Annotated in this window: 20 protein-coding genes; 4 read left to right on the forward strand and 16 right to left on the reverse strand. The window is 65.8% G+C overall.

The features are described 5' to 3' along the window. Positions 1 to 6: 6 nt before the first annotated feature. The 5 genes from P0645_RS07030 to pip all read right to left on the reverse strand — a co-directional run bounded on the left by P0645_RS07030 (position 7) and on the right by pip (position 4,644). A complete protein-coding gene (locus P0645_RS07030) occupies positions 7 to 624 on the reverse strand; it encodes an RNA-binding protein (protein ID WP_284163870.1) in 618 nt (205 codons plus the stop codon). Further along, positions 624 to 2,234, reverse strand: a complete 1,611-nt coding sequence (gene nusA, locus P0645_RS07035) for a transcription termination factor NusA (RefSeq protein ID WP_284163871.1) — start codon at positions 2,232 to 2,234, stop codon at positions 624 to 626. Before nusA ends, P0645_RS07030 begins: the two co-directional genes overlap by 1 nt. After that, positions 2,235 to 2,804: a ribosome maturation factor RimP gene (gene rimP / locus P0645_RS07040; RefSeq protein WP_284163872.1), complete on the reverse strand. Its 570-nt coding sequence runs from the start codon at positions 2,802 to 2,804 to the stop codon at positions 2,235 to 2,237. A 139-nt stretch (positions 2,805 to 2,943) separates the two neighbouring features. Beyond that, positions 2,944 to 3,651: a hypothetical protein gene (locus tag P0645_RS07045; RefSeq protein WP_284163873.1), complete on the reverse strand. Its 708-nt coding sequence runs from the start codon at positions 3,649 to 3,651 to the stop codon at positions 2,944 to 2,946. An 18-nt stretch (positions 3,652 to 3,669) separates the two neighbouring features. Next, entirely contained in the window at positions 3,670 to 4,644 is a 975-nt protein-coding gene (gene pip / locus P0645_RS07050; protein ID WP_284163874.1) for a prolyl aminopeptidase, read from the reverse strand. 49 nt (positions 4,645 to 4,693) lie between these two features. On the opposite strand from pip, the gene ubiG reads away from it, so the two are divergent. After that, positions 4,694 to 5,431 carry a bifunctional 2-polyprenyl-6-hydroxyphenol methylase/3-demethylubiquinol 3-O-methyltransferase UbiG gene (gene ubiG, locus P0645_RS07055; RefSeq protein ID WP_284163875.1) on the forward strand — a complete coding sequence of 246 codons (738 nt, stop codon included), beginning with the start codon at positions 4,694 to 4,696 and terminating at the stop codon, positions 5,429 to 5,431. A gap of 141 nt (positions 5,432 to 5,572) precedes the next feature. On the opposite strand, the gene P0645_RS07060 is transcribed toward ubiG, so the two are convergent. From P0645_RS07060 to P0645_RS07075, 4 genes are read right to left on the reverse strand one after another with little or no spacing between them, the layout of a single operon-like run. Continuing rightward, positions 5,573 to 6,013 (reverse strand): MarR family winged helix-turn-helix transcriptional regulator, encoded by a 441-nt coding sequence (locus P0645_RS07060; protein ID WP_284163876.1) that lies wholly within the window; start codon positions 6,011 to 6,013, stop codon positions 5,573 to 5,575. Next, positions 6,013 to 6,843, reverse strand: coding sequence for a carbon-nitrogen hydrolase family protein (locus tag P0645_RS07065; RefSeq protein WP_284163877.1), 831 nt, complete (start codon positions 6,841 to 6,843; stop codon positions 6,013 to 6,015). The genes P0645_RS07060 and P0645_RS07065 overlap by 1 nt, the downstream gene beginning before the upstream one ends. Before the next feature lie 4 nt (positions 6,844 to 6,847). Next, positions 6,848 to 7,105 (reverse strand): glutaredoxin 3, encoded by a 258-nt coding sequence (gene grxC / locus P0645_RS07070; protein ID WP_284163878.1) that lies wholly within the window; start codon positions 7,103 to 7,105, stop codon positions 6,848 to 6,850. Positions 7,106 to 7,139: 34 nt separating this feature from the next. Further along, the gene (locus P0645_RS07075) at positions 7,140 to 7,862 is read right to left on the reverse strand and encodes a ComF family protein (protein ID WP_284163879.1); all 723 of its coding nucleotides are present in this window, start codon (positions 7,860 to 7,862) and stop codon (positions 7,140 to 7,142) included. Between the two features lie 24 nt (positions 7,863 to 7,886). Here P0645_RS07075 and P0645_RS07080 point away from each other — a divergent pair, with 24 nt between their 5' ends. Both P0645_RS07080 and hemH read left to right on the forward strand, forming a co-directional pair. Next, positions 7,887 to 8,705 (forward strand): methyltransferase domain-containing protein, encoded by an 819-nt coding sequence (locus P0645_RS07080; protein WP_284163880.1) that lies wholly within the window; start codon positions 7,887 to 7,889, stop codon positions 8,703 to 8,705. Positions 8,706 to 8,738: 33 nt separating this feature from the next. Continuing rightward, entirely contained in the window at positions 8,739 to 9,788 is a 1,050-nt protein-coding gene (gene hemH, locus P0645_RS07085; protein ID WP_284163881.1) for a ferrochelatase, read from the forward strand. A gap of 148 nt (positions 9,789 to 9,936) precedes the next feature. On the opposite strand, the gene P0645_RS07090 is transcribed toward hemH, so the two are convergent. The 3 genes from P0645_RS07090 to P0645_RS07100 form a co-directional block, all read right to left on the reverse strand. Further along, positions 9,937 to 10,119 carry a hypothetical protein gene (locus tag P0645_RS07090; RefSeq protein ID WP_284163882.1) on the reverse strand — a complete coding sequence of 61 codons (183 nt, stop codon included), beginning with the start codon at positions 10,117 to 10,119 and terminating at the stop codon, positions 9,937 to 9,939. 374 nt (positions 10,120 to 10,493) lie between these two features. Continuing rightward, on the reverse strand, positions 10,494 to 10,673 hold the full coding sequence (locus P0645_RS07095) for a hypothetical protein (RefSeq protein WP_284163883.1): 180 nt from the start codon (positions 10,671 to 10,673) through the stop codon (positions 10,494 to 10,496). A 156-nt stretch (positions 10,674 to 10,829) separates the two neighbouring features. Further along, positions 10,830 to 11,441 (reverse strand): L,D-transpeptidase, encoded by a 612-nt coding sequence (locus tag P0645_RS07100; protein ID WP_284163884.1) that lies wholly within the window; start codon positions 11,439 to 11,441, stop codon positions 10,830 to 10,832. 189 nt (positions 11,442 to 11,630) lie between these two features. On the opposite strand from P0645_RS07100, the gene dalA reads away from it, so the two are divergent. Continuing rightward, positions 11,631 to 12,140 carry a divisome-associated lipoprotein DalA gene (gene dalA, locus P0645_RS07105; RefSeq protein ID WP_284163885.1) on the forward strand — a complete coding sequence of 170 codons (510 nt, stop codon included), beginning with the start codon at positions 11,631 to 11,633 and terminating at the stop codon, positions 12,138 to 12,140. Positions 12,141 to 12,199: 59 nt separating this feature from the next. Here dalA and P0645_RS07110 read toward each other — a convergent pair whose 3' ends face one another. From P0645_RS07110 to P0645_RS07125, 4 genes are all read right to left on the reverse strand, one after another. Beyond that, the gene (locus P0645_RS07110; RefSeq protein WP_284163886.1) at positions 12,200 to 12,697 is read right to left on the reverse strand and encodes a L,D-transpeptidase family protein; all 498 of its coding nucleotides are present in this window, start codon (positions 12,695 to 12,697) and stop codon (positions 12,200 to 12,202) included. 63 nt (positions 12,698 to 12,760) lie between these two features. Further along, the gene (locus P0645_RS07115) at positions 12,761 to 13,990 is read right to left on the reverse strand and encodes a class I SAM-dependent RNA methyltransferase (protein ID WP_284163887.1); all 1,230 of its coding nucleotides are present in this window, start codon (positions 13,988 to 13,990) and stop codon (positions 12,761 to 12,763) included. After that, positions 13,987 to 15,819, reverse strand: a complete 1,833-nt coding sequence (locus P0645_RS07120; RefSeq protein WP_284163888.1) for an ABC transporter ATP-binding protein — start codon at positions 15,817 to 15,819, stop codon at positions 13,987 to 13,989. The genes P0645_RS07115 and P0645_RS07120 overlap by 4 nt, the downstream gene beginning before the upstream one ends. 95 nt (positions 15,820 to 15,914) lie before the next feature. After that, on the reverse strand, positions 15,915 to 17,765 hold the full coding sequence (locus P0645_RS07125; RefSeq protein ID WP_284163889.1) for an ABC transporter ATP-binding protein: 1,851 nt from the start codon (positions 17,763 to 17,765) through the stop codon (positions 15,915 to 15,917). Positions 17,766 to 17,806: the final 41 nt, after the last annotated feature.

Raw genomic sequence — 17,806 nt, forward strand, 5'->3', positions numbered from 1 at the left:
CCGGTCTCAGTTCTTTCCCGGCGGATCGTCCGCCGTGCTTTGCCGCAAGCCGTTTAGTTTCGCGGCTTCCTCTACAACACGCTTGGCCAAACCACCAGCGCCAAGCGCCGCGTGAATGACCGAATCCCGCCCGAAAGCCTGCCCAAGTTCATTGGACGTAAGGCATCCGAACCATCTGCCCCCCTCGGGCGTCCAGAGCTTGCCCTTGCCGCGCTCCGACCCGTCGGAGGCCTGCAGGAGCACGCGCGCGCGCCCTTCGGCCAGCCAGTCCTTGACCTTCTCGAAGCCGCAGACCGCCTTTGCCGCCTTGCGGTCGAGCGAGATAAGCTCGACCACCCGTTTCGCGAGCCCGGCCTCGACAAGGTCGGCGAGCCCTTCGGGCACTTTCGCGGGCGCCTTCGCGCCCCGGGCGAAGAGGCCCTTCTGCCCCGCCTTGTCGATCGCGGCGCGCGAGGCCGTCACCCAGACACCGCGCCCGGGCAGCTTGCCCGCGAGGTCCGGCGTGACGATCCCGTCCGGCGACAGGACGAAGCGGACGAGGCCAGCCTTCGGCTGCACCTCGCCGGTCACGACGCAGCGCCGTTCGGGGTCTTCCCGCAATTTCTCGGCGCCGCCGCGTGTCATCAGGCCTCGGCTTCCTCTTCGGTCTCTTCCTCGCCGTCCGCGCTTTCCAGTTCGGCCGGATCGACCCAGCCCAGCTGGATGCGCGCGGTCATCACGAGGGTCTGCGCCTCTTCGAGCGAGACATCGAACTTCTCCAGAAGCCCTTCGTCCTTCACCCGCTCGCCGTTCACGGTGGTCCAGCCGCCCGCCAGTTCCCAGTCGGCACAGGTCGCGAAATCCTCGAGCGTCTTGATCCCGTCCTTGGCGAGCGCCTCGACCATCTGGGGTGTCAGGCCCTCGAATTCAACCAGGCTGTCCTCGACGCCGAGGGCGCGGGCATTTTCCAGCGCGGCCTTGTTCTGCGCCTCGATGAAGTCGCGGGCGCGGGCCTGAAGCTCTTCCGCCGTGCCTTCGTCGACCCCTTCGATCGACAGAAGTTCGTCCATGTCGACATAAGCCACTTCCTCAAGGCTGGTGAAGCCTTCGGACACCAGAAGCTGGGCGAAGAATTCGTCGAGGTCGAGGCTGTCCATGAAGAGCTTGGTGCGCTCGGCGAATTCGGCCTGGCGGCGTTCGCTTTCTTCCTGCTCGGTCATGATGTCGATGTCGAGGCCGGTGAGCTGCGAGGCGAGGCGCACGTTCTGGCCACGGCGGCCGATGGCGAGCGAAAGCTGGCCGTCGGGGACCACGACCTCGATCTTGCCGCCTTCCTCGTCGATCACGACCTTGGACACTTCGGCCGGCTGCAGCGCGTTGACGAGGAAGGTCGCCTGATCCTCGTTCCACGGAATGATGTCGATCTTTTCGCCCTGAAGCTCGTTCACCACCGCCTGAACGCGGCTGCCGCGCATGCCGACGCAGGCGCCCACGGGGTCGATCGAATTGTCATAGGAAATGACGCCGATCTTGGCGCGGGACCCCGGATCGCGGGCGACGGCCTTGATCTCGATGATGCCGTCGTAGATTTCCGGCACTTCCATCTTGAAGAGTTCCGCCATGAATTGCGGGTCGGTGCGGGACAGGAAGACCTGCGGGCCACGGGCCTCGCGGCGGACATCCTTGATATAGGCGCGGATCCGGTCGTTCGGGCGATAGCTTTCGCGGCCGATCTTTTCGGTGCGGCGCAGGATGGCTTCGCCCCGGCCGACATCGACGATGATATTGCCGTATTCCTCGCGCTTGACGACGCCGTTGATGATCGTGCCCTTGCGGTCCTTGAATTCCTCGAACTGGCGGTCACGTTCCGCTTCGCGGACCTTCTGCAGGATGACCTGCTTGGCCGACTGCGCCGCGATACGGCCAAGATCGACGGGGGGCACCTCATCGACGATCGTGTCGCCGACGGCAGGATTGTCGAGATATTGTTTGGCCTGCGCCACGGTCAGCTGGGCCTGGTAATTCTCGACCGCATCATCCTCGACCACGGTGCGCACGCGGGTGAAGCTGGCGCGGCCGGTCTTGCGGTCGATCGCCACGCGGATATCCATTTCCGAGCCGTAGCGGGACTTCGCCGCGCGGGCGAGGCTTTCCTCCATCGCCTGGATCACCAGATCCGGGTCGATCATCTTTTCGCGCGCAACCGCTTCAGCGGTCTGCAGAAGCTCCAGCTGGTTGGCTGAGGTGATGGCCATTCACTCCTCCTCGGAAGTATGTTCTTCGATATGGTCGAACTGGGCTTCGTCCACCTGTTCGGTGGCCTTCTTCTGCCGCAGCATTTCGGTGATCAATTCGTCGGTCAGGACGAGTTTCGCATCGGCGAGCCAGTCGAACTGGAGCCCGATCGTGCCTTCCTCGATCTCGATCAGCACCTCGTCGCCCTCGGTGCCGCGCAGCATGCCCTTGAAGCGCTTGCGCCCGTCGATCATCTCGGATGTCTCGATCCGCGCCTCGTACCCGGCCCAGAGGTCGAAATCCTTCAGCCGGGTCAGCGGCCGGTCGATCCCGGGCGAGGAGACTTCGAGCGTATAGGCATCCTCGATCGGGTCCTCGACATCGAGAACGGCAGAGACAGCGGTGGAAATCTTGCCGCAATCATCGACGTCGATCCCGCCCGCGGGACGGTCGGCCATGATCTGCAGGGTCTTGGTGTTGCCGCCCATCAGACGTATGCGCACCAGCTCGTACCCCAGCCCTTCGATGACGGGGGTGACGATCTCGGCCAGGCGCCGGTCGATGGCGGTTTTCGCGATGAGGTCGGTCATCGGGTAGCTTCCAAAACAAAAAGCGGGCCAGAGGGCCCGCCGCACTTTCCGGTGGGCTGCGAGTTTGGACCCCGCAGCGCCTCTGTTGAGTGGCGATATAGGGGAAAGGACCCGAGTCTGCAAGGAGTGAATCTGCGGATCAGAGATCGGCAGGCTCGACATATAGCTTGCGGGTGGGACGCGACTCCAAGAATACCTCGTCGCTGGGCCGCAGGGCTAGCAGCGCAGGTCGGCTGTCTTCTCGCGGGTGGTCCTCAACCAAGTGACGGTTGACCTCATCGAAGGTAAACGGCGCCTTCAGACCCGCTTGCTCGGCGGCATCGCACCAGAACCCCTCCGTTACGACACGATAACGCGCGCTTCTCCCATCAAGATTCCGTTCCTCGTCAGATATCAGGACGGTTCCTTCAGCGGCGCTGTTCGCCTTCACCCGCTTCAACCCGTATCTGGCGATCTTTTGTTGATCTTCAAAGGCGGTATCAGGAAACCCTGTCAAAGGCGCAACAAATTCGCCCGACGGCAGCTTGATCTCCAGGGCTGCCAATCCTTGCCGTCCGAGAGCCAGCGCCCTGGCTTCTTCACCGTCACCGGCATCAAAGCGATAGAGCAGGCAGAAATCCCGATCGGTTAGATTATCGAGTGAGATATTCAGCCGGTAGCGCGTAAAGGAATCGTCTTCACGCGTTGCAGGTTGGACAGACACTATTCGAAGTGAAAGGCGTTCTGGCTCCGGCGTATCCGGTTGCACGGTGCAGGTAGGCGCGCCACCCGCGAGCAAGAGCAACAGGCACATTCGTGCGATGCGCACATCTGTTCTGGACGGCTGGGATCGATGCGAATCCGTCACGGCCGCGCCCCTTTCACGCTACCGCAACCCATCCATCACTCGCACCAGTTCTGCGCTGATGCCGGTTTCCGACAGGGCGTGACCGGCGGCGGGGATCAGGCGGAGGTCGGCCTTTTTCCAGCCTTGGGATAGTTGGAAGGCCGAGAGCGGCGGGCAGATCATGTCGTGGCGGCCTTGCACGATGATTGCGGGGATATGCTCGATCCGGGCGCGGTCGCGCAGGATCTGGCCGTCTTCCTCCAGAAAGCCCTTGTTGAGGAAATAGTGATTCTCGAGCCGCGCGAAGGCACGGGCATAATCGGGCGGGGCCTCGCCGGTCTGGCCATCGCTTTCGATCGAGGCGAGCGCGTTTTCCCAGCCGACCCAGGCACGGGAAAAGCGCGTCTCCTCGACGAAGTCGCCGGAGAAAAGACGCCGGTGATAGGCGGCGATTAGGTCGCCCTGCTCCTCGTCCGGGATCATCCCGGAAAAGCGCTGCCAGAGGTCGGGCCAGAAGGCGCCCGCGCCGCCGCCATAGAACCAGTCAAGCTCGCGCTGCATCATCAGGAAGACGCCGCGCAGGATCAGGTGGCTGACCCGGTCCGGGTGTGTCTCGGCATAGAGAAGGGCGAGTGTCGCGCCCCAGCTGCCGCCGAAGACCGCCCATCTATCGATGCCAAGGTCGGTGCGGATGCGCTCGATATCGGCGACGAGGTCCCAGGTCGTGTTCGCTTCGACCGAGGCATGGGGGCGGGAGCGCCCGCAGCCGCGCTGGTCGAAAAGCACGATCCGGTAATGGGCCGGGTCGAAATAGCGCCGCATTGCGGGCGAGGTGCCGCCGCCCGGGCCGCCATGCAGCACCACGACCGGCTGGCCCTCGGGATGGCCGCATTGTTCGACATAGATCTCATGTCCGCCCGGCACGGCGATCATCCGCCGGTCGAACGGCTCGATCTGGGGGTAAAGCGTCAGCCCCCCCAGCCCTGCGCGTTTTTGCCCTGCGGTGCGATCCATGATTGGACTATATAAGCCTTCGAAGTGCCCCGCCACCCGGAGAAGACCGATGAGCCTCAATACCGTCGACCCCGCCGAGATTGCCAAGTTCGAGGCGATGGCGGCCGAATGGTGGGATGTCAGCGGCAAGTTCAGGCCCCTGCACATGATGAACCCGGTCAGGCTGGATTACATCTGCGCCCAGATCGCCGCCGAGTTCGGCCGCGACCTGACCGCGCCCCGCCCGTTCGAGGGCTTGCGGCTTCTCGACATCGGTTGCGGTGGCGGGCTTCTGTCGGAACCGATGGCGCGGCTTGGGGCGACGGTCGTGGGCGCCGATGCGGCGGAACGGAATATCCCGGTCGCGCGGCTACATGCCGAACAATCGGGCCTGACCATCGATTATCGCCATACGACGGCGGAGGCGCTGGCCGCGGGCGGCGAGGCCTTCGACGTGGTTCTGGCGATGGAGATCGTCGAACATGTGGCCGACCCGCAGGGTTTCACCACCACCTGCCGCGACCTTCTGAAACCGGGTGGGCTGATGGTCATGTCGACGCTCAATCGCACCGCGAAAAGCTTCCTCGCCGCCATCATCGGCGCGGAATGGGTAATGCGCTGGCTGCCCAAGGGCACACATGACTGGCAGAAATTCATCACGCCGGAGGAGCTGTACGGGCTGATCCGCACGGCCGGTCTCGATCCGGTGGACCGCAAGGGCTTTGTCTTCAACCCGGTCAGCTGGCAATGGTCGGTGTCGGACCGCGACCTTTCGGTCAATTACGTGACGGCGAGCGTGCGTCGCTGAGCCGCCGCAACGTCGTCCATTGGCGCTCGGACAAAGGGCGCGCCAACGAACGACCCTCGGGCTATCTGGGCCAGACTGAAGGCGCTCCTTTCACTCTGGTCCAAATATCCTCGGGGAGCGCGAGGGGCAGACAGCCCCTCGCTACTCTTCCTCCAGACGCAGGCGCAGGTCGCGCAGAACGGGGAGCGCCGCGCGCACTTTCTCGACCCCGATCGAGCGGACGACATCGCCGATCACCGGGGCGACGGCGGCCAGCGCCGCATCGCGGGCGGCGCGGCCCGAGGGGCTGATCGAGACGAACTTGCGCCGCGCATCGTCCCAGTCGGGGCGGATATGGACATGACCTGCCCATTCGAGTTTCGAAAGCGTGTTGGTCATCGCGCCGCGCGTCACATGGAAGGCGTCGGCGAGCTGGGCCGGGCTCTTCTCTCCCCCGGCATGGGCGAGGTGGTTGAGCACGGCGAAATGCGAGATTTCCATGCCTTTCGGCAGCATCTTCGATAGGCGGTTCCGCGCCAGCTGGTCGGCGGTGAAGACCTCGGAGAAAAGCGTGACGGCAAGGGATTCGGTCGGGTCAGCCATCACGGCCCCTCGAATGGGCGGTCGTGGCTGAGCGAGGGCACGCGGGCGCGGGCCGTCGCGACCCGGGAAAGGTCGAGATCGACGAATGTCACGCCCGGCTCGGTGCCGCCGTCGGCCAGAACCTCTCCCCAGGGCGCCACGGCGAGCGAATGGCCATGAGTGCGGCGGGGTTTGCCGTTGTGGGCCGCATGGGTGCCGCATTGTGCCGGGGCCAGCACGAAACAGCCGGTCTCGATGGCGCGGGCGCGCAGGAGGCTTTCCCAATGCGCCGCACCCGTCGTGTCGTTGAAGGCGGCGGGGACCGTCAGGATCTCTGCCCCCGCCTGGGCGAGGCGGCGGTAGAGCTGGGGGAAGCGCACGTCGTAGCAGACACTCAGGCCGATCTTGGCGAAGGGTGTCTCGGCCAGGACCGCCCGGGTGCCGGGCCTGTAGCCTGAGGATTCGCGGTACTGTTCCGTCTCGGACACGTCCACGTCGAACATGTGGATCTTGTCGTAGCGCGCCGCGACCGATCCGTCGGGCGCGATCAGGAACGAGCGGTTGGCGAAACGCCCGTCCGCGTCTTGGGTCAAAAGCCCGAGCGAGCCGATCAGGAGCCAGATGCCAGCGGCCCGCGCCTCCTCGCGGAGTGCGGCGAGGGTTTCGTCCGCCTCTTCATGGCGCAGGACGCGGCGCTGGTGGGCGCGGTCGGACGACAGGCAGTTCGTCACCTCGGGCGTCAGCACGAAACCCGCGCCGCCCTTCACCGCCTCGCGCACCATGCTGACGGTGACCGGCAGGTTCGCTGCCGGATCGTCAGAGACCGAAAGCTGAAGAAGGGCCGCGCGCATCCGCTCAGGCCGCGAGCATCGGGTCGAGCTTGCCCGCCCGGTCGAGCGCATGCAGATCGTCCGACCCGCCGACATGCACGCCGTCGATGAAAATCTGCGGCACGGTGGTGCGGCCCTGCGCGCGCTGGATCATCTCGGCCCGGCGGCCGGGGTCGCGGCCGATATCGGTCTCCTCGAACGCCACGCCCTTGCGGGAGAGAAGCGCCTTGGCGGCGTGGCAATAGGGGCAGTAGCCCTTGGTGTAGATTTCGACGCGCGGCATGGCGGATCCCTTGGTTCGGCGTGACTATAGGGATTTAGGCGTCCTTCGCAACGCGCGCCAGCGCCAGAACGGAAACGTGAGCGGCCCCGGCGGCAAGGCAGGCATCGGCTGCTGCGGCGAAGGTTGCGCCCGAGGTCATCACATCGTCGATGAGAAGCACATGGCGGCCAGAGAGGCGGGCGCGGCGGCGCGGATGGGCGCGGATCGCACCCTGAAGGTTCCTGAAGCGCGTGTCGCGGTCCTTGCCCTCCTGACTGTCGGTCTTTCGGGCGCGGATCAGAAGGTCGGGGCAATGGTCGAGCCCGAGTTTCCGCGCCAGCGCCCGCGACAAGAGCGCCGACTGGTTGTAGCGGCGGCGGAGGAGCCGCGTCCAGTGGAGCGGAATGGGGGCAATGAGCATGTCTGGCACGAGGATCGGGCGGACGCAGTTGGCGAGCCAGCCTGCCATCGGGCGCACGAGGTCCAGCCGGTCGCCGTGCTTCAGCGCCAGCACCATCTGGCGGCCCTTGTCGCGGTAGAGGATCGCGGCGCGGCCCCGTTCCCACGGCCGGGCGATGGTCAGGCAATCGTCGCAATATTCCGCTCGGCCCTCATCCTCGCCCGGCAGGGGCGTGCCGCAGCGGTCGCAGACGAGGCCGCCGATGAAGCCCGTGTCGCGCCAGCAGGTGGGGCAGAGGCCGAATTCTTCCGCGACCGGCGCCCCGCAAGAGGCGCAGGCGGGCGGAAAGACGAGGCGGAGCGCACTTTCTAATCCCATGTCCGTCCCTTATGGTCGCAGCCCATGTCCGCACCCATGCCGCCCGCCCTGACCGACCGCGCCGCCCTTGGGCGCAACCGCGCCCGTGCGCGTCGAACAGGCCCGGCGACCTTCCTGCATGACGAGGCCCTTGCCGAGATTCAGGAAAGGCTCGGATTGGTTAACAGACGGTTTACGACGCCCGCGATCGTGAGCGGCTGGCCGGAAATCTGGGCCGCTGCGGTGCCGGGGGCGCGGGTGGTGGCCGATGACGATGTGCTGGACTTCGCACCCGGCGGGCATGATCTGGTGATCCATGCGATGGCGCTGCATTGGGCCGCCGATCCGGTCGGGCAGGTGATCCAGTGTGCGCGCGCGCTCAGGCCGGACGGCCTGTTCCTTGCCGTCGCGCCGGGTGGACGGACGCTGCATGAACTGCGCACGAGCCTTGCCGAGGCGGAGGCGGCGGTGACCGGGGGTCTCACGCCACGCGTCCTGCCGATGGCGGAGGTGCGCGATCTGGGCGGGCTTCTGTCGCGGGCGGGGCTGGCGCTGCCGGTCGCCGATGTGGTGGGTCTGTCGGTCAGCTATCGGACGATCCGTCATCTTGCCGCCGATCTGAGGGCGATGGGCGAGGGCAATGCGCTGGCCGCCCGGGCGCGCCGGACCTTGCCGCCTGCGGTGCTCCGCGAGGCCGAGAAGGTTTATGCCACGCATTTTCCCGCGCCGGATGGTCGCATTGCAGCGACGATGGAACTGATGTTCCTCACCGGCTGGGCGCCGCATGAAAGCCAGCAGAAACCGCTGCGCCCCGGTTCGGCCGTGGCGCGGCTGGCCGATGCGCTGAAACCCGTTGAAGACTAGACCGACCGAGCCACCGAACGATTCAGGAAGCCGATGACAGACGCGACCCGACCCCTTCCCCATGCCCCCGCCGACCATCCGGCGCTGCCGCCCGCGCGCGTGGGCGTGCTTCTGGCCAATCTCGGCACGCCGGACGGCTATGATTACTGGTCGATGCGGCGCTATCTGTCGGAGTTCCTGTCCGACAGGAGGGTGATCGACTATCCGCGCTGGAAATGGCAGCCGATCCTGCAGCTGATCATCCTGTCGAAGCGGCCGAAGGCCAAGGGGCGGGATTACCAGTCGATCTGGAACCATGAGCGGAACGAAAGCCCGCTGCTGACGATCACCCGCGACCAGACCGAGGCACTGCGGGCCAAGGCTGCGGCGCGCTGGGGCGACCGGGTGATGGTGGAGTTCTGCATGCGCTACGGCAATCCCTCGACCGAGAGCGTGGTGCGGCGGATGGTGGCGGCGGGCTGTGAGAAGATCCTCTTCTTCCCGCTGTATCCGCACTATGCGGGGGCGACATCTGCCACCGCGAATGATCAGTTCTTCCGGGCGTTGATGAAGGAAAAGCGCCAGCCTGCCGCCCGGACGGTGGCGGAATATTTCGACAATCCGCTCTATGTCGACGCGCTCGCGGCCTCGGTCGAGACCGCCTATGCGGGCCTCGACCACCGGCCGGACGTGCTGGTGGCCTCCTATCACGGCATGCCGAAACGCTATCTGCTGGAGGGCGATCCCTACCATTGCCAGTGCCAGAAGACGACGCGGCTTCTGCGGGAGCGGCTGGGATGGGACAGGGGCTCGATCGAGACGACCTTCCAGTCGGTCTTCGGGCCGGAGGAATGGCTGAAGCCCTATACGGTCGAACATGTGGCGGAACTGGCGCGGGCGGGAAAGAAGCGGATCGCGGTGATCTCACCGGCCTTCGCGGCGGATTGTATCGAGACGCTGGAGGAGATTCAGGGCGAGATCCGCGAGGCTTTCCTGCATGCGGGCGGCGAGAGCTTCACCTATATCCCCTGCCTGAACGACGGGGAGGCGCATATTGCCGCCCTGTCGGCGATCATCGCCGAAAACCTGTCCGGCTGGGTCTGAAAGCGGCGCGGCCGGGCGCCTCATCGGGCCTTTCAGCCCTCTTCGGCAAGGAGGGCTGTCAGGCCCGACGAGCCGCCCGCGCCGATGCCCTGAAAAAGAAAAAGGCGACGCGGTGCGTCGCCTTTTCCTTCTGAAAGATCAGAACTGATCAGTTGCTGGCAGCGGCCGCAACGAGCAGGAGAACGAGCAGCGGAACAACGATGCCGCCAGCCGACGACGACGCCGACTTCGCTTCGACAACGGTTTCTTCCATGACCGGCTCAGCCATGCCACCGGCGAAAGCCGAGGTGGCAGCCAGGGTGAGGGCGGCAGCAAGCGCGATTTTCTTCATTTGACTATGTCTCCATCCGCGCCCCAGCAGGGATTCATCTGAGGATAACTGGGGCAATTTTGGTTACCTCGTTACGCCGACTAGCGCGAAGTGAGGGATATGTGCAACACCCGTTGTGCGGTCGCGCGAAAAGCTTTCGCGAGCTTCGTCAAAATAGCAACACTTCCGGCGCCCGGATTTCGGGGTGCCAGGGTGGCGGGAAACCTCTCCCGGAAGACCGGCCGGGTCGGGTAACTATTTGATTCGGATCGCCACGCCGGAAAAACGCTCCGGCACCCAAAACGCCCGGTGGCAGCGGGCGAGTCATGCGCCGGGGACATGGGCCCCCGGCGATTGGTTTCGGACCGGCGCAGAAACCGATCCGGAAGCCTTGATCAGTTGCTGGCCGCCGCGGCGACGAGCAGCAGGACGAGCAGCGGAACCACGATGCCGCCGGCCGAGGACGAGGTGGTGGTCTCGATGACTTCCGGTTCGGTGATCGGATCGGACATGCCGCCGGCGAAAGCCGAAGTTGCTGCGAGCGTAACGGCAGCAGCAAGCGCAAACTTCTTCATGAATATCTCCATATGTGCCCCGTTGGTGTGAACCGGAACGACCGGGGCGATGTCTGTCCCTCGGCCACAGGTTGAGCCGGGCATGCGGAACTTTTCAAGCGGATTTTTCGCGGCCGCCCTCGGTGCGGCGGGCGCGCATGTCAATTCGGCAACAGGTCAGATCAGCAGAACTTGCGTGCCGACCTTGGCGAAGCTGAAAAGCTCGGTGATATGTTCGTTGTATAGCCCAACGCAGCCGTTCGACGACCGCCGCCCGATCTTGCGCGTGTCATGCGTGCCGTGGATGCGGTAATATTGCCAGCCGAGATAAAGCGCGAGGGGCCCGAGCGGGTTCGTCGGATCGCCGCCCTCGACGACAGCGGGCCATTCGGGATTGCGTTCGCGCATCTCCGGCGTCGGGCGCCAGGTCGGCTTGACGACCTTTTCCACCACTTGCGTCCGGCCGCGACGCGTCAGCTCCTCCGACAGCGCGACCGAGCAGGGATAGAGCCGGTAGGTCGCGCCATCCTCGCTGAAGTAATGCAGGGCGCGCGAGGTGATGTCGACGAGGATCGCACCCTTCGCGAGGTTGGCGAAATAGGGCTGCCATTCGAGCGAGCGGAAGCTCGAGATATTATGGCGGATATTGTTGCTCAGGTCCTGCTCGAACTCGGTCGTGCCGTCATTGACCGCCTGCGCGAGCGCGGGTGCCGCGAGGCTGCCCGCCGCGAGTGCCGCAGCCCCGCCCAGAAGCGCGCGGCGGCTCAGCTCTTTTCCGTCTGAACGCATTGCCTCATCTCTCCGTTTGCCGGTTGGGGCCGCCGGGATCGCGCCATCGGCCCATGTCGTTTCTGCCCGTCAGGGGCGGTTCGCGCAAGTCACGCCTGCGCGAGAGACCGCCCATCCCGGCGATTTGGCGTTTGAACACCGTTTGGCGAAACTGTAAAGCACGGGCGATAGAGTGGGAGCCTTCTTCCGATGAACAAGCCTTTTTCCGCCGTTCTCGCCGCGGTCCTGATGCTTGCGGCCTGCCAGACCGGGCAGGTGCAGCTTGCCCCCGACGGGCGCGCGGTGCCCCAGGCCTATGTGATCGGGCCGGGCGATGTGGGCCGCGTGACCTATTCGATGGTCGATTCGATCAATGCGCTCAGGTCGGCCAAGGGGATTGCGCCCCTGACGCTCGACGCCCAGTTGACTGCCGCCGCGGCGACCCATTCGCGCGACATGCATCTGCAGAACCGGCCCTGGCATTTCGGGTCCGACGGGTCCTCGCCGCTTCTGAGGGTCCAGCGCACCGGCTATCCCGGCAAGATGCTGGGCGAGAATATCTCGGAGACCTACGAAAACGAGCGCGAGACGCTTGCCGCCTGGATGCAGGTTGCCGATACGCGCGGCGTGATCCTTGATCCGAATGCGGTGAAGGTCGGTTTTTCCTGGTTCCAGGAACCCTCAGGCAAGCTCTGGTGGACTCTCGTCACCGGCAGCTGAACCTCTAACGGGCCGCTCATCGTGCGCTTCGCTTCTCTTCGCTGAGGACCCGGTCGCGGTCAGGGCTTGATGAAGATCGGCGTGCCGACCCGCACCATCGCATAGATCTCCTCGATCTCGCGGTCCTTGACCGCGATGCAGCCCGCCGTCCAGTCCGGGCCGAAGCCGCGGTTCTTGCCCGCGCGGCCGTGGATGAAGATGTCACCGCCCGGCTTCTTGCCGAGTGCTGCCGCCTCGGCCCGGTCGGCATTGTTCGGATAGGAGATGCCGAGCGACAGGTGATAGCTGCTTTTGGGATTGCGGCGGTCGATGAAATAGGTGCCTTCGGGGGTCTTGAGGTCGCCCTCGAACTGCTTGTCACCCACCGGATTGCCGCCAAGCGCGATCTCGTAGCTCTTCAGCACCTCATTGCCATGCAGAAGATACATGCGCCGGTCGGCCTTGTGCACCACGATCGCGGTGACGTCGGGGCCGTTGTAGCTGCGGAACTTGCTGCCGCCGCAGGAACCCACGACCGCAAGCGTGGCCAGAAGAAAAACGACGCGGAGGAAAGTCATGCTGCCCCTATCCCTTTTTCCGCCTCTTACACGGCGCGGGGACGCTCGGGAAGGGGCGAAGGCTCAGGCTTTCGTGAGGCCGGTGCGCGTCAGGCGGGCGGCCAGCTCGACATGGGTCGACCAGCGGAACTGGTCCACCACCTCGATCCAGTCGAGCGTGAAGCCCGCGTCTGACAATATCCGCGCGTCGCGGGCGAAGCTGACCGGGTTGCAGGAGACATAGGCAACGGTTCTTGTCCGGGAGGCCGCGATTTCAGACACTTGCGCCTCGGCGCCCGCGCGGGGCGGGTCGAGGAGGATCGCATCATACCGGTCGATCTCGTCGGGCAGAAGCGGGCGGCGGAAGAGGTCGCGCGCCTCGGTGGAGATCCGGCGCAGGCCCCGGGCATGGCGCGCGGCGCGGTCGAGTGCTGCAAGCATCGCGCGTTCGGATTCGACGGCATGAACCTCTGCCGCCGCCGCGAGCGGCAGCGAGAAGGTGCCCGCACCGGAAAAGAGATCGGCGATCCGGCTTGCGCCGCCGAGCGCCGCCCGTGCCGCAGCGAGGAGTGCCGCCTCGCCCTCGCGCGTCGCCTGCAGGAACGACCCCGAAGGCGGCTCGACGAGCGTGCCCCCGAAACGCTGGGTCGCGGGGCGGCGGGCGGCGACGGGCTCGCCTTCCCAGGTCAGGCGGGCGAGGTCGGCGCGCTCGGCGATTGCGGCGAGGTCGGTAAAAAGCGCGGGCTCCAGCGGCTTGCCGCCCGTGACCGCCACATCCGCGCCCGCCTCGGTCGCGGTGACGGTCAGCGCCATCTCGCCCTTGCGCGAGCCGCCCGCGATGGTCAGCTCGCGCAGGGCGGGCAAAAGGGCGGTGATCGACGGCAGCACCAGGTGGCAGTCGGAAAGGTCGGCCAAGGTGCCCGAGGCGCGGCCGTGGAAGCCGACGATCGCGCCTTTCTTCGTCCTCCGGCCGGAAAACGTGGCGCGGCGGCGCGACCGTTCGGGCGAGGTATGGATGGCGCGGATCGGCGCGGCAAGGCCCTGCGCGGCAAGGGCGGCGCGCACCACATCGGCCTTCCAGCCTTCGACGAAACTGTCAGTCGCATGCATCAGCGCGCAGCCGCCGCAGGCCGCGTAGTGCGGGCAGGGCGCGCGGCGGCGGTCTGGCGAGGGGGTGACGATGGCGGGCGCGTCCATGCGCCCGTCGCTGACCTCGCCTTCCACCACTTCGCCCGGCAGGGCGCGCGGCACATAGACGGGACCTGCGGCGATCCCGTCGCCCAGATGGCCGAGCCGGTCGATCGTCACTCTCACTGCGCCGCCTCTTCCGTGCCGAGGAAGCCGCCCGACTGGCGGCTCCAGTAACGGGCGTAGAGCCCGCCTTTCGCCAGAAGCGCCGCGTGGCCGCCTTCCTCGACGATGCGGCCATGATCCAGAACCACGATCCGGTCCATCTCGGCGATGGTCGACAGGCGGTGGGCGATGGCCAGAACCGTCTTGCCCTGCATCACCCGGTGCAAAGCCGCCTGCACCTGCGCCTCGACCTCGCTGTCGAGGGCCGATGTCGCCTCGTCCAGCACAAGGATCGGCGCGTCCTTGAGGAAAGCGCGGGCGAGCGCGATGCGCTGGCGCTGGCCGCCCGACAGTTTCACGCCGCGTTCGCCGAGATGGGCCTCATAGCCCTTGCGGCCCTTGTGATCCTCGAGGTTCGGGATGAACTCGTCCGCCTCTGCCGCCCGCGCCGCCGCCAGCAGCTCTGCCTCGGTCGCGTCGGGTCGGCCGTAGAGGATATTGTCGCGGGCCGAGCGGTTGAACATCGCGGTTTCCTGGGTGACCATGGCGATCTGGCGGCGCAGGCTTTCCTGCGTCACGCCGCGCACATCGCGACCATCGACCAGAACCCGCCCGCTTTCGGTGTCGTAGAGCCTGAGAAGCAGTGCCACGAGGGTCGACTTTCCCGCCCCGGAGGCGCCGACGATACCAAGCTTCTCGCCCGGCCCGATCGTCAGCGTCACATGGTCGATCCCGCCCCGTTCGCGCCCATAGGCGAAGGTCACATCGTCGAACCGCACCTCGCCCGTCACGCGGCCGAGGTCTGCGGCACCCGCCGCGTCGGTCAGGGCGTGCGGCGGGGTCAGGGTGCGCATCCCATCCTCGACCTCACCCACCGAGGCATAGATCGACATCAGTGCGAACGACACCCAACCGGTCATCTGCGCGATCCGGATCGAGATTGTGCCCGCCGCCGCGATATCGCCAGGGCTCGCCTGCCCCTTCGACCACAGAAGCAGCGTGCCGCCGATGAGGAGAAGCGGCAGCGTTCCGGCGAGCGTCATCAGCGCGAGGCGGAACAAGGCCGAGAGACGGCCGAAGTCGAGCGCCGAGGTGCGGAAGACCTCCATCGCGCCCAGGGCGGCGCGATCCTCGTGATCGGCATGGGCGAAGAGCTTGACGGTCTTGATATTGGTGATCGTGTCCACGACCTGACCGGTGACCATCGCCCGCGCCCCGGCGCGGTCCTTCGATTTGACGCGGATCTTCGGCAGGAAGGCCCAGATCAGGCCGATATAGACAATGATCCAGAGTGTGAGCCCGACGGCGACCACGCCGTCGATGGTGAGAAGGAAGAGGGCCGAGCCGATCAGGGTGGCAAGCGCGAAGGCCACGGTATTGATCGTCTCCGACGCCACATCGGTGACGGCGCGGGCGGCCTGCATCTGCTTTTGCGCAATCCTGCCTGCGAAGTCATTGTCGAAGAAGGTGACGGCATGGCCCATGGTCCAGCGATGGAGCCGCGACAGGACGAGCGGCAGAACGTTCGGCTGGACGATGACCGAGTTCGAGGCCGACGAGAGGCCGAAGGCCAGGGGCCGCAAGATGATCAGGAAGAAGCCGAAGGTGGTGAAGAGCTGCCAGTGATCGCGAAAAACCGTGGCCGCCTCGGCGCTCGTCGCGACATCGACCACGCGGCCGAGGAAATCGGCGGTGATCACTTCCATCACGCCCGCAAGCGCGGACAGGAACGTTGCGACCAGAAGCGGGGCCCAGGAGCCCGCGAGGCACCAGAGGAAGAACCGCCCGAGCGTGCGCGGCGGCGCTCCATCCGCGGGCAGGAAAGCATCGATCGTCCAGAGCCGTCTCACTCAGCCATCTCCTGTGCAGGGCGCTGCGGGTCGGGCGGGACCAAGATTTTTTGAAAAAATCTTTGCAAAATTCTTCGAAGAATTTTGCCCGCGCCTCACTCGGCCGCCTCCGCATCCCCGGTTCCGATGAAGCCGCCAGATTGCCTCTCCCAGAAGCGGGCGTAAAGCCCGCCTCTGTTCAGAAGGTCGGCATGCGTGCCTTCCTCGGCGATGCGGCCGTCGTCCAGCACGACGATCCGGTCCATCCGCGCGATGGTCGACAGGCGGTGGGCGATGGCGATGACCGTCTTGCCCTCCATCACGCCATAAAGCGTGTCCTGGATCGCGGCCTCGACCTCGCTGTCGAGCGCGCTCGTCGCCTCGTCGAGGACGAGGATCGGTGCGTCCTTCAGGATCACGCGAGCAATCGCCACCCTCTGGCGCTGGCCGCCCGACAATTTCACGCCGCGTTCACCCACCTGCGCGTCATAGCCGGTGCGCCCCTCCGGGTCGCGCAGGGTCTGGATGAACCCATGCGCCTCGGCCCGTTCGGCCGCCGCGATCATTTCCGCCTCGCTTGCCTCGGGGCGGCCGTAGAGGATGTTGTCGCGCACCGACCGGTGGAGGAGCGAACTGTCCTGCTGCACCATGCCGATCCGCGCCCTGAGGCTCGCCTGCCGGACCTGCGCAATGTCTTGCCCGTCGATCAGGATCCGGCCGCCCTCGCTGTCGTAGAATCTCAGAAGCAGCTTCACGAGCGTGGATTTTCCGGAACCCGACCTGCCAATGAGGCCGATTTTCTCGCCCGGCTGGATCGTCAGGCTGATCCGGTCGATCCCACCCGAACCGCGCCCGTAATGATGCGAGACTTCCTCGAACGCGATCCGCCCCTCGGTCAGCGTCAGGTCCGGTGCGCCGGGCACGTCGGTCAGGCCCACCGGCTGGGCGATGGTCTCCATTCCTTCGGAAATGACGCCGAGCGCCTCGACCAGGTTCGATGTCGCCCACATCACCCAATAGGTCATGCTGGTGAGCCTCAGGACCAGTGCCGTGGTCGCGGCGACAGCGCCGGTGCTGGCGCTGCCATCGAGCCAGAATTTCATCGCAAGGCCGGTGAGCATGACAATCAGGCAGGCGTTCAGCGCCGTCAGCATCACGTCCATCCTGGTGACAAGCCGCATCTCGGCGATGAACCGCTCGCGCAAGGCCCGGATCGCCTCGCCCGCATAATCGACCTCGCGGTCGTCATGAGCGAAAAGCTTGACCGAATGAATGTTGGTATAGCTGTCCACCACCCGGCCCGTGACGGTCGAGCGCGCATCGGACGAGGCCTTCGACGCCGGTCCGATCCGCTTTGCGGTCCATCTGAGCAGCGCGAGGTAAAACACGATCCAGACCGCAAGCGGGATGAAGAGCCGCGCGTCGGCGCCGATCAGGAGGATCGAGGCGCCGACGACGCTCGTCAGCGCGAAGGCGACGCAATCGAGCATCTGGAAGACCGCGTCGCCCATCGAGGGCGGGGTCTGCATGATGCGGTTGGCGATGCGGCCGGCGAAGTCATTCTCGAACCAGCCGACGGGCTGGCGCAGCACATGCTTGTGCGCCCGCCAGCGGACCAGCGCCCCAAGATTGGTCAGGATCGTGTTGTGGAGAAGTGCGGTATCGAACGCCGACACGACCGGCCTTGCGATCAGGACGAGGAAGGCCGCGACGGCAAATTCCGTGCCGTGATTGGCCAGAAGCTCGGCCGGGCGCTCGCGGCCAAGGAGGTCGACGATGCGCCCGAGATACCAGATGAGCAGGATCTCCGATCCCGCCACCAGAACCTTGCACAGGGTGCTGAAGACGAAGACGGCCCGGAACGGCCGCACATAATCGCGGATGAAGGCAAAAAGCCGCGTGGGCGGGGCATCACGCTCTTCATAGGGCGCGAAGGGATCGACGAGATTTTCGAAGAAACGGAACATGGCGGTGAGTTTCCAGCGGAATGCGATATGGGAAGGCGGTG

This window comes from Frigidibacter sp. SD6-1, from assembly GCF_030143255.1.
Taxonomy (GTDB): Bacteria; Pseudomonadota; Alphaproteobacteria; order Rhodobacterales; family Rhodobacteraceae; genus TMP-24.

Excerpts from the sequence above, each read along its gene's own strand:
- P0645_RS07030 (WP_284163870.1), bottom strand. The coding sequence starts at position 624 with ATGACACGCGGCGGCGCCGAGAAATTGCGGGAAGACCCCGAACGGCGC.
- nusA (WP_284163871.1), bottom strand. The coding sequence starts at position 2,234 with ATGGCCATCACCTCAGCCAACCAGCTGGAGCTTCTGCAGACCGCTGAA.
- rimP (WP_284163872.1), bottom strand. The coding sequence starts at position 2,804 with ATGACCGACCTCATCGCGAAAACCGCCATCGACCGGCGCCTGGCCGAG.
- pip (WP_284163874.1), bottom strand. The coding sequence starts at position 4,644 with ATGGATCGCACCGCAGGGCAAAAACGCGCAGGGCTGGGGGGGCTGACG.
- ubiG (WP_284163875.1), top strand. The coding sequence starts at position 4,694 with ATGAGCCTCAATACCGTCGACCCCGCCGAGATTGCCAAGTTCGAGGCG.
- P0645_RS07060 (WP_284163876.1), bottom strand. The coding sequence starts at position 6,013 with ATGGCTGACCCGACCGAATCCCTTGCCGTCACGCTTTTCTCCGAGGTC.
- P0645_RS07065 (WP_284163877.1), bottom strand. The coding sequence starts at position 6,843 with ATGCGCGCGGCCCTTCTTCAGCTTTCGGTCTCTGACGATCCGGCAGCG.
- grxC (WP_284163878.1), bottom strand. The coding sequence starts at position 7,105 with ATGCCGCGCGTCGAAATCTACACCAAGGGCTACTGCCCCTATTGCCAC.
- P0645_RS07075 (WP_284163879.1), bottom strand. The coding sequence starts at position 7,862 with ATGGGATTAGAAAGTGCGCTCCGCCTCGTCTTTCCGCCCGCCTGCGCC.
- P0645_RS07080 (WP_284163880.1), top strand. The coding sequence starts at position 7,887 with ATGTCCGCACCCATGCCGCCCGCCCTGACCGACCGCGCCGCCCTTGGG.
- hemH (WP_284163881.1), top strand. The coding sequence starts at position 8,739 with ATGACAGACGCGACCCGACCCCTTCCCCATGCCCCCGCCGACCATCCG.
- P0645_RS07090 (WP_284163882.1), bottom strand. The coding sequence starts at position 10,119 with ATGAAGAAAATCGCGCTTGCTGCCGCCCTCACCCTGGCTGCCACCTCG.
- P0645_RS07095 (WP_284163883.1), bottom strand. The coding sequence starts at position 10,673 with ATGAAGAAGTTTGCGCTTGCTGCTGCCGTTACGCTCGCAGCAACTTCG.
- P0645_RS07100 (WP_284163884.1), bottom strand. The coding sequence starts at position 11,441 with ATGCGTTCAGACGGAAAAGAGCTGAGCCGCCGCGCGCTTCTGGGCGGG.
- dalA (WP_284163885.1), top strand. The coding sequence starts at position 11,631 with ATGAACAAGCCTTTTTCCGCCGTTCTCGCCGCGGTCCTGATGCTTGCG.
- P0645_RS07110 (WP_284163886.1), bottom strand. The coding sequence starts at position 12,697 with ATGACTTTCCTCCGCGTCGTTTTTCTTCTGGCCACGCTTGCGGTCGTG.
- P0645_RS07125 (WP_284163889.1), bottom strand. The coding sequence starts at position 17,765 with ATGTTCCGTTTCTTCGAAAATCTCGTCGATCCCTTCGCGCCCTATGAA.